This is a genomic window from Affinundibacterium seohonense, from assembly GCF_014284305.1.
In the GTDB taxonomy this organism is placed as follows: Bacteria; Pseudomonadota; Gammaproteobacteria; order Burkholderiales; family Burkholderiaceae_D; genus Undibacterium; species Undibacterium seohonense.
Map to the genome: position 1 here is coordinate 1 of NZ_JACOFW010000048.1, position 9,007 is coordinate 9,007.

Below are 9,007 nucleotides of genomic sequence, written 5' to 3' on the forward strand. Positions count from 1 at the left end.
TTCCCGAGCTGTGCTTCTAAAAGTCATCTTTGCCGATTTTATTATGATGGTAAATTTGCCTGCAAAATCTGGGCGCTCATAGTAAAGTGTCCTTTATTTTTGCAGGCAAATTTGCCGAGGTCTACGGTGGCCGACGGTTTGAGTTTGTTAGCCAACACCGTAATGGCATGGAATACGATGCAGATGCAGGGAGTAGTGAATCGCTGGGCAAATCGACGGCAAATCATTGAGGCAGACATTATGGCAAAGATCGCTCCGACGCGCCTAAGCGGTATCAATTTACGGGGAGTTTTTAGGTTTCCTGTGGAGCGTTACGCTGCAGATTTGATGCCTTCACTGGTACCGACGATAAATGCGGTGATTAGCTAAAACCGGCGACAGTTTGACGCCACATAACCGATGAAAAACAGCGAGCTGAAACCTTAATGAAATCATTGACTTACAGAACTACCCCCACGCCAGTGCTCGATCTCCTACCGTCACTTATTGCACCAAAAACAAATCGACCCCTTATTGCACCAAAAACAAATCGACCCCTAGGCAAGCGCGCCGACATGCTGGTGCTCGATGAGCAGCATCCTAACCTGCAAGATCTGCCCGCAGTGGAAGTGCTTAATACCTGGATATTTGCTGGTAACGATAACCTGGTGCGCGATGTTTATGTCGGCGGCAAGCAGGTGGTGCAAGCCGGGCAGCACGTGGATCAAATGCGCATACAAAGCGAATATGTCGCTTGCATGCGCGAGCTGCGCCGGCTCTGATGCCTACTTTGGTGCCGGTTCTGATCGCCGGCGCCGCGTTCGTGCGCACAAAACATCATTGCACGACCACACTCAGTGGTCGCTCGCGCCGGTTTAGTTGGCGATGCGCTTGGGCATCCCGCCTGAACCCGGGTTCCTTTGCGCCGATGCCGGTGCACGGTGAATCGCCCCTTTCACCATTGGATTGTGCTCCAGACGGAAGAGGGACACGGTCTCGACAAGTTCCAGCGCCTGCATCTTCAGCGTGGTCGCAGCGGCGGCCATTTGTTCCACCAGCGCGGCATTCTCTTGCGTGACCTGGTCCATTGCCATCACCGCCTGGCCCACTTGCGATACACCCTGGCTTTGCTCGTCACTGGCGTTGCTGATTTCTCCCATCAGGTCGGTAACACGCTTAATCGAATTCACCACTTCTGTCATCGTAATGCCCGCACGGTCCACCAGCGCCGTACCGTGACTGACCTTTTCTACGCTGGCACTGATGAGTGATTTAATCTCCTTGGCAGCCTCAGCGGAACGCCCAGCAAGACTGCGCACTTCGCTGGCGACCACGGCAAAACCGCGCCCTTGCTCGCCTGCACGAGCAGCTTCCACTGCAGCGTTCAGCGCCAGAATATTGGTCTGGAAAGCGATGCCGTCGATGACACCAATGATGTCCGATATTCTCTTGGATGAATCGTTAATGTCTCTCATGGTATCAACCACTTGGGCGACAACTTCTCCACCGGTAACGGCGACGACCGAGGCGCTCATCGCCAGCTGATTGGCTTGAAGCGCGTTGGCCGCATTTTGTTTGACGGTAGAACTGAGTTCTTCCATCGATGCTGCCGTTTCTTCCAGTGCGCTAGCCTGATTTTCGGTCCTTGCCGACAAATCGATGTTGCCTTGCTCCAGCTCTGAACTTGCCAGCGCAACGTTTTCAGAGCCTTGCCGCACGTTTGTCACCACATCGGAAAAACTGGTTTGCATCTGCGACATTGATTGCAGCAGGCGCGCGATTTCATCATTGCCCTTGGACTGGATTTTGACGGAAAGATCCCCTTCAGACATCGCCTCCACGACCCTGACGGCCTTGCCGATGCCACGCGCTACCGAGCGCGAAATGACAAACGCGATCCATCCTGTGAGTAGTACCAGAAAAAATATCACCATGCCCAAGCGTGTTGCCTTGACGATAAAATCATCCCACAAATCGTCCGTATATAAACCCGATCCCACGACCCATCCCCAAGCCTCAAAACCCTTCACGTAGGAGATTTTTTCGACGGGAACATCCTTACCTGGTTTCGGCCACATGTATTCAACAAATCCCGCTTTGTCATTGCGTACCTTGGTGACAAACGATTCAAAAACCGATACGCCGTTAGGATCGCGAATGCCGCTACCGCTCTTGCCATCTAATTCCGGTTTGATGGGATGCATCACGACATTTGCCGCCATGTCGTTGATCCAGAAATAATCGTTCTTGCCGTAGCGCATCTGGGCGATGGCAGCCTTGGCCAATGCCTGCGCCTCTTCGCGCGGCATCTTGCCCGAGGTTTCAAGCTGATGCGCCCATGTCAATATGCTCGACGCCACTTCTACCGTATGGAGAACCAATTGCTGGCGATCTTGCCGGCTTTGCTGGTATTCATCCCATGCCAGATAGGACGATGCGGTTAACAGACTCATCACGCTGATCAAGGTCAGCAGCCCAAGTTTGTACATGACCGGTAGTCGGTTCAGCAATCGTTTCATTTCATTTTCCTCCAGAGGTTTTTATTGGATAAAGCGTATTGCAAAACCTGTACGACAAGGCGGCACAACAATGCTTGGGCGGTTTTGCGTCAGTTCTATTAATGTGAATTCAGCATTGCGCACTATATTAAGCGGTTGCCAATAGTTCTCCAAAGGAAATGACTTTCTGCCAGAACGAATGTGGGGTTTATTCACAATTTTTTACATAATTTGAAAAATTCACTTAGCTTGCCTCGTCGTTGAATTACTCATTGAGCGGATTTTGGGTACGTTTAAACAAACGACATGAATCTCCCACAGAATTGATAAATTAGCCGTTTTTTTGCCCCAATCTATACTTTCCCCTCGGCTAGGACATTATCGTTGATTGTCGCGCATTCTGATAAGTCCTAATTATTCGAACTCTTGTTAAAAATGAATTCACAGCCAGTAATTCAGGATAGAATCTCGCCCCCTATTTTTAATTTCGCGAGACTACCTGATGGCCAGAATGAACATTTTCAATACGTTGGAACAGGAGAGTTTCGATTCCCCGCCCGTATTCAGCAGCGCTGAGCGTATCAATTTCTTTTTTGCCCCGTTAATGTTTAGCGACCTGATGGAGAGTATGCGAACGCCGACCAACAAAGTTTGCTTTATTGTGGCAGCGGGATACTTTAAAGCACGTCGTCGATTTTTTGGACGTCAATTTCGTCAAGCTGACATTGAGTTCGTCGCCGCACAAATTGGCGTGAAATCTTGTGACGTTCATCCAACCGCCTACAGTTATGAAACCTTTGCCAGACACCAGCGCTTAATTTTGAATCACTTCGGGTGTAGCCCCTTCGATGACATAGCGAAATCATTCACAGTCAACGAAATCAGGATGATGGTACGCGTTCAGTTCCGACCCAAACTGGTTCTGCTCGAAGTGATTGAATTACTGACGAACAGAAAAATTGCACTGCCAAGTTACAATACTTTAGCCGATTTAGTGGTCGCAGCGATTAATTCATATCAGCAGGAACTAGGTGCAATTATTAATGCTCGGCTGACCGAATCACAACGCAGCAAATTGGATTCTCTTCTGCAAAAACACGTCAAAACTGGAAATGACGAGAGTCGACGTTACTCTATCACTTTTCTGAAAAAACCTTTCCAGTCCACCAAGCCATCAAAGATAAAGGTCAATCTGACAGACCTGGAAACTTTGCTCGCGTTCTATCTCGATCTAAGACCAATCATAGATTTACTTGCGTTGTGATACGAGTGCATACGTCACTACGCCCATTCCGTGATTAAATTTCAGATACCACAAGTCTCACGTCGTGCAACTGGTGATCGGTATTTACATTTAATTGCCTTCATCGTTTTTCAAACATACAAACTCAACGATACGCTTATAGATACATTATTGTTTGCTGTACAGTCATCGCTCAACATCGCCGAGAAGGCGCACAAGGAATCCTATTATCAAGATCGTGAACATCGTGAGGAAAAATTTTTCATTCTCGCTGATCGGCTTGGCCAGAGCATCATTGGAACTGTATCGTCAATCAAGTACATCATTGCCGATGCTATTTTGAGCGACCGTGAAAAAGTTGCAGCGATTGATACTTTGCTTTCTGCGCAGGAGCCAAACGAAACACAGGTTGAAAAGCAGATTGACACGTTCAAAAAAAGTATGGCTACCATTCATCGCGGTCAAGATTATTATGACCTGCTTGAACAGCAGTCTTTAAAGTTGCAGAATCGCGTCGCAGAAATTGTACGTCAAGTGCAATTCGATCCACATTGTCGCAAGCCTGAATTACTTGAAGCCGTTTTGCATTATCAGCAAAAGAGCGGTGCCATCGACAAGAATGCGCCCATTACATTTTTATCTCAAGAGGAGTGTGTAGTCGTCACTGAACAGAACGGAAAATTTCGCATTTCACTCTACAAGGTGTTGCTCTATATAGCGATCGCCGATGCTATCAAGTCTGGTGCCTTAAATCTGATTCACTCAGAAAAATATCGTTCATTAGACGATTACCTCATTCCGAAATCGGAATGGGATATCGGTCGCGACATGTATTTGCAGCGTGCACAACTCGAACAGTTCACTGATTGCGCAGCCACTTTACAATCTCTCAACGTTGAGCTCGATGCACAATACGAGGAGACCAACGCGCATTTCACTGCAGGTGAAAATGCATTTCTCAAGCTGCGCACAAATGGCAGTTTCCATGTCACCACACCGAAGCTCGATGAAACAGAAGCGCTATCGCTCTCTACATTTTTCCCAGATCGAAAATACATTTCGTTGCTTGAGGTCCTGGCCACCGTTGATCAAACCACTGGCTTTCTTGATGAACTCGAACATTGGCAACCTAAATATCAACCCGTGAAGCCACACAAGAAAGTCTTCTTCGCCGGTATCATCGGTTATGGCTGCGACATTGGTCATAGAAAGCTTGCTCAGATATCTAAACAGATTAACGAGAACGAACTTGATACTGCAGTTAATTGGTATTTTTCTTTAGCTAATATTCATAGTGCTAATGATCGTATTTTACAGTTTGTAGATCGAATGGAACTGCCCAATCTCTATCGGCAAAAGCCAGACGTATTACATACGTCGAGTGATGGACAGAAGTTCGAAGTGGCCGTGGACTCCTTAAACGCCAATTACTCATACAAATATTTAGGGAAGGACAAGGGTGTCAGTGTAATTAGTTTTATCGACATGCGCCATTTGTTGTGGCATTCGACCGTCATCACTTCTGCCGAGCGAGAAGCAGCTTATGTGATCGATGGATTGATGCATAACGATGTGATCAAGAGTGATATTCATTCAACAGATACCCATGGCTTTTCTGAAATTCTCTTCGGCTCAACTTACTTATTGAAGTCTATGTTTGCACCGCGCATTAAGGGTGTTGGTCGTCAGCAGCTTTATGCTTTCAAGAACCGAAAATTTTATGAAGACCTAGGGCAAACTGCATTGCTTCCACACCGTGTTATTCGTGAAGCTTTAATTGAAGCGCAATGGGACGAAATTTTACGTTTCATCGCGACCATTCGGCTGAAAGTCGCAACAGCATCACAACTCTTTAAGCGCCTAAATTCATATTCTCGACAACATCCTTTGTATCAGGCATTGAAGGAATTCGGCAAACTCCCCAAGTCACTATTTATTTTGAAATATGCCGACGACCCGGCACTGAGACAGTCAATTGAAAAGCAACTCAACAAAGTCGAAGGCTCGCATAAATTTGCCAAGGCAATTTCGTTCGGTCACAATCATGAGTTCATTCAAAGCGAAAAAGAAGATCAGGAAATTGCAGAGGGATGTCGTCGGCTAATCAAGAATGCCATCATCTGTTGGAACTATCTTTTTTTAACGCGCGCTTTGGACGAAGAGATTGATGAGACGCGTAAAGCTGAATTGATTGAGGCGATTCGCAATGGTTCCGTCGTTACTTGGCAGCACTTTAACTTGCATGGCGAATTTGATTTCTCAGATGATCGAATGCTTGATTCCCTCGGCCTTCTTGATCCAAAGGATAAGTTGTCAGAGAAAATCTGAGAAATTTATTGAGTGTGCTACGGATAAAAACGACCGCTTAAAACGACCTGTATAAGGCGATCAGATGCTTGGGAGATGTAAAGTATCACTCGGCTTTAAAAAAGACCTAATTTATCAATTCTGTGGGAGATTCATGTCGTTTGTTTAAACGCACCCATTAGTAGTTCCGCAAATACAGTCTGTTTCAAGTAGTCTGTTAATAGGTTTAAAGGACAAAACGAATGGTTCTTCTAGGGTATACCCATATAATATCCATTATATTCTTAGCTTTTTTCTTTGGTTTAAAAGCTATTAACGATCAAAAATTTTATCTAAACATCAAGAATGATGCAGGTTGTGGTGGCATGGGCATATAATTTGCCATCAGGCCCTACAATTTTGCCTTCAGCAGTTGCTGTTCTCCGACCAGCATTGTCAAACAGCGTGCAATACTTTCCAGATTAGGGGTGGAAACAGCGTCCAATAGTTTCCACCTCAGTGTGTCACCATCCGGTGTTTTAGCCGGAGGTATCTGGAGTGTTTTATATGGACATCATTTACGAAATTCGCAGGCGCCATTCAATTCAAAAGCAGTCCATCTCAGCTATCGCTCGCGATATGGGTCTTTCTCGACCGACAGTGCGTAAGCATCTCAATACCATTACGGAACCGAAGTACGAACGAGAACAACCCGCGTCGCCTAAGCTTGGCCCATTTGAAGAGCAACTAACGACTTGGCTGGAAGAAGAATCGAAGCTTATTCGATCACGCCGTCGTTCGGCGCATCGATTGTTTGAAGGCTTACAAGAAATCGGTTACATCGGTGCCTATGACAGCGTGCAACGTTACGTAAAGCGCTGGAAATCATCTAAGCATGGACCCAAGATAACAGAAGCTTTTGTACCACTGGTGTTTCAGCCAGGCGATGCCTGTCAATTTGACTGGAGTCAAGAACAAGTAGAATTAGGCGGCGTATTGCAGACCATTAAAGTGGCGCACTTTCGCCTAGCTTACAGTCGTCAGATGTTTGTCGTGGCCTATCCAAGAGAGATGCAGGAAATGGTTCTCGATGCCCATAGCCGTGCCTTTACTTTCTTTGGTGGTGTACCGGCGCGTCTCATTTACGACAATCTTAAAACCGTTGTTGATGCCGTGTTCGTCGGCAAAGAGCGCCAATTTAATCGACGCTTCCTCACACTTGCCAATCACTATCTCTTTGAACCAGTGGCCTGTACACCAGCCTCTGGTTGGGAGAAAGGTCAAGTTGAGAATCAAGTGGGTAATGTTCGGGAATGGTTGTTTACACCGTTGGCACGTTTCACTTCCTTTGCTGATTTAAATCATTGGCTTGCCACCCGTTGTAAAGAATTAGCGCTGCGCAGTCACCCGCTGCAGACTCAACGCACCATTGCAGAATGCTTTGCAGACGAACAGCCAGCTCTGCGTCCGATTACCGCCAGCTTTGACGGCTATGTAGAACAAATGATGCGAGTATCTTCTACCTGTTTGGTCAGAGTCGATAGAAATCGTTATAGCGTTCCTGCCAGTGCTGCTGGTCAGGCGGTGTCAGTACGCATCACAGCGGATCAAGTGCGCGTGGTGGCGCATGGCGAAATTATTGCAGCGCATTCACGTGTGTTTGGCCGTGACCTGCTCATTTGCGACCCCTGGCATTACCTGCCCGTGCTGGAGAAGAAACCTGGTGCACTTAGAAATGGCGCTCCCTTTGTGGATTGGGAGTTGCCCAAATCGATACGTCTAGTGCGTGACAAGATTCTTAAACAACCTAAGGGAGATAGAGCCTTTGTCGAATTGCTGATGCTCGCGGGTGAGGCTGGATTAGATGCGCTGGCCGTGGCCTGTGAATTGACTCTGGAGGCTGGGGTGGTAAGTGCTCCTATTGTGATGAATGAATTGCGCAGACTGATTGCGCCGCATTTACCAGCAGCAGCGATCCACGTGCCTGATGGGATTGCCTTGACGATAGAGCCGATTGCCAACTGCCATCGTTACGACTATTTGCTGGGAGCGAACAATGTCCACTGATCAAGTTGGCAGTTTAAAAACATTACACCTGTACGGAATGGCGACGGCCTGGAGTGAATTACAGGCTGAGAAACGTAGACCTCGGCAAATTTGCCCGCAAAATGACGGTAAAGTTGCCTGCACGTCGATTTTGTAAATAGCTTTCACGAGAATCTCTTTTGAATTCAATAGTTTAGGCAAATTTCCCATTAAATTTACCTACATAAAAGTATTTCTCGACAAATTTGCCTGCAGAATTGCTAGTTTAAATGTAAATAAATATGTAATTTATCCAATAAAGATATCAACTAATTTCTTAAACATTTAGTAACAATTCACTTTATTGAATTAAGAAAATTTCATACTTACACAGCCGTATTTATCACCTAAATCGTTTACGTTACCGCAAATTCCTTACCGTTTAACGACGATCAGTTAATTTCTACGGGGTTAGAAACGGAATAACCAATGAGTAGGGCAATCAGAAATAATTATTTTTCTTCAGTTTCAGCTAAAATCTTCAAACCAGATGTCCCTTTCACCACTATCTTTACACGAAAACATGAATAGTGTTTCCACACTATCGAAATGAATTCTAGTTGAAGATAATTCCCCAATCAAAGTGAAATTCCTTCATGAATTCTTCATGATCTCAATAACTTACGCCACATCCCGTCTTTTCAATGCCGCGAAAAGGCATATTTCCCGAGCTGTGCTTCTAAAAGTCATCTTTGCCGATTTTATTATGATGGTAAATTTGCCTGCAAAATCTGGGCGCTCATAGTAAAGTGAGCTGTATTTTTGCAGGCAAATTTGCCGAGGTCTACGTCAGAAGAGATGTCTTTTGCCCACCAATTTTATGTTTTGGCAGGACAAATCCGTGCAGTGTGAGAACGAATATAAATCCTGCCAAAATTTCGACTTGCAGTTTTTAACGCGACAGAACCCATTCTCC

The 9,007-nt window shown here is 46.0% G+C and carries 6 protein-coding genes and 2 pseudogenes; 6 read left to right on the forward strand and 2 right to left on the reverse strand.

The window, feature by feature from the left end:
- Positions 1 to 126: 126 nt before the first annotated feature.
- Together H8K52_RS20240 and H8K52_RS20245 are read left to right on the forward strand one after the other, a co-directional pair.
- Positions 127 to 369: pseudogene (locus tag H8K52_RS20240) on the forward strand (Tn3 family transposase); the annotation flags it as partial.
- Between the two features lie 56 nt (positions 370 to 425).
- The gene (locus H8K52_RS20245) at positions 426 to 761 is read left to right on the forward strand and encodes a hypothetical protein (protein ID WP_186924727.1); all 336 of its coding nucleotides are present in this window, start codon (positions 426 to 428) and stop codon (positions 759 to 761) included.
- A gap of 93 nt (positions 762 to 854) precedes the next feature.
- Here H8K52_RS20245 and H8K52_RS21680 read toward each other — a convergent pair whose 3' ends face one another.
- Positions 855 to 2,498 carry a methyl-accepting chemotaxis protein gene (locus H8K52_RS21680; RefSeq protein ID WP_281388012.1) on the reverse strand — a complete coding sequence of 548 codons (1,644 nt, stop codon included), beginning with the start codon at positions 2,496 to 2,498 and terminating at the stop codon, positions 855 to 857.
- 490 nt (positions 2,499 to 2,988) lie between these two features.
- Here H8K52_RS21680 and H8K52_RS20255 point away from each other — a divergent pair, with 490 nt between their 5' ends.
- Together H8K52_RS20255 and H8K52_RS20260 are read left to right on the forward strand one after the other, a co-directional pair.
- Positions 2,989 to 3,741: a DUF4158 domain-containing protein gene (locus tag H8K52_RS20255; protein ID WP_186924728.1), complete on the forward strand. Its 753-nt coding sequence runs from the start codon at positions 2,989 to 2,991 to the stop codon at positions 3,739 to 3,741.
- A 9-nt stretch (positions 3,742 to 3,750) separates the two neighbouring features.
- Entirely contained in the window at positions 3,751 to 6,048 is a 2,298-nt protein-coding gene (locus tag H8K52_RS20260) for a Tn3 family transposase (protein WP_343044263.1), read from the forward strand.
- Between the two features lie 311 nt (positions 6,049 to 6,359).
- Here H8K52_RS20260 and H8K52_RS21410 read toward each other — a convergent pair.
- A pseudogene (locus tag H8K52_RS21410) lies at positions 6,360 to 6,461 on the reverse strand (aromatic compound catabolic protein); the annotation flags it as partial.
- 112 nt (positions 6,462 to 6,573) lie between these two features.
- On the opposite strand from H8K52_RS21410, the gene istA reads away from it, so the two are divergent.
- The gene (gene istA, locus H8K52_RS20265) at positions 6,574 to 8,073 is read left to right on the forward strand and encodes an IS21 family transposase (RefSeq protein WP_186924730.1); all 1,500 of its coding nucleotides are present in this window, start codon (positions 6,574 to 6,576) and stop codon (positions 8,071 to 8,073) included.
- Positions 8,063 to 8,209, forward strand: a complete 147-nt coding sequence (locus H8K52_RS20270) for a hypothetical protein (protein WP_186924731.1) — start codon at positions 8,063 to 8,065, stop codon at positions 8,207 to 8,209. Before istA ends, H8K52_RS20270 begins: the two co-directional genes overlap by 11 nt.
- Positions 8,210 to 9,007 lie beyond the last annotated feature (798 nt).

Coding starts and splice junctions, on each gene's coding strand:
- H8K52_RS20245 (WP_186924727.1), top strand. CDS start 426: ATGAAATCATTGACTTACAGAACTACCCCCACGCCAGTGCTCGATCTC.
- istA (WP_186924730.1), top strand. CDS start 6,574: ATGGACATCATTTACGAAATTCGCAGGCGCCATTCAATTCAAAAGCAG.
- H8K52_RS20255 (WP_186924728.1), top strand. CDS start 2,989: ATGAACATTTTCAATACGTTGGAACAGGAGAGTTTCGATTCCCCGCCC.
- H8K52_RS21680 (WP_281388012.1), bottom strand. CDS start 2,498: ATGAAACGATTGCTGAACCGACTACCGGTCATGTACAAACTTGGGCTG.
- H8K52_RS20270 (WP_186924731.1), top strand. CDS start 8,063: ATGTCCACTGATCAAGTTGGCAGTTTAAAAACATTACACCTGTACGGA.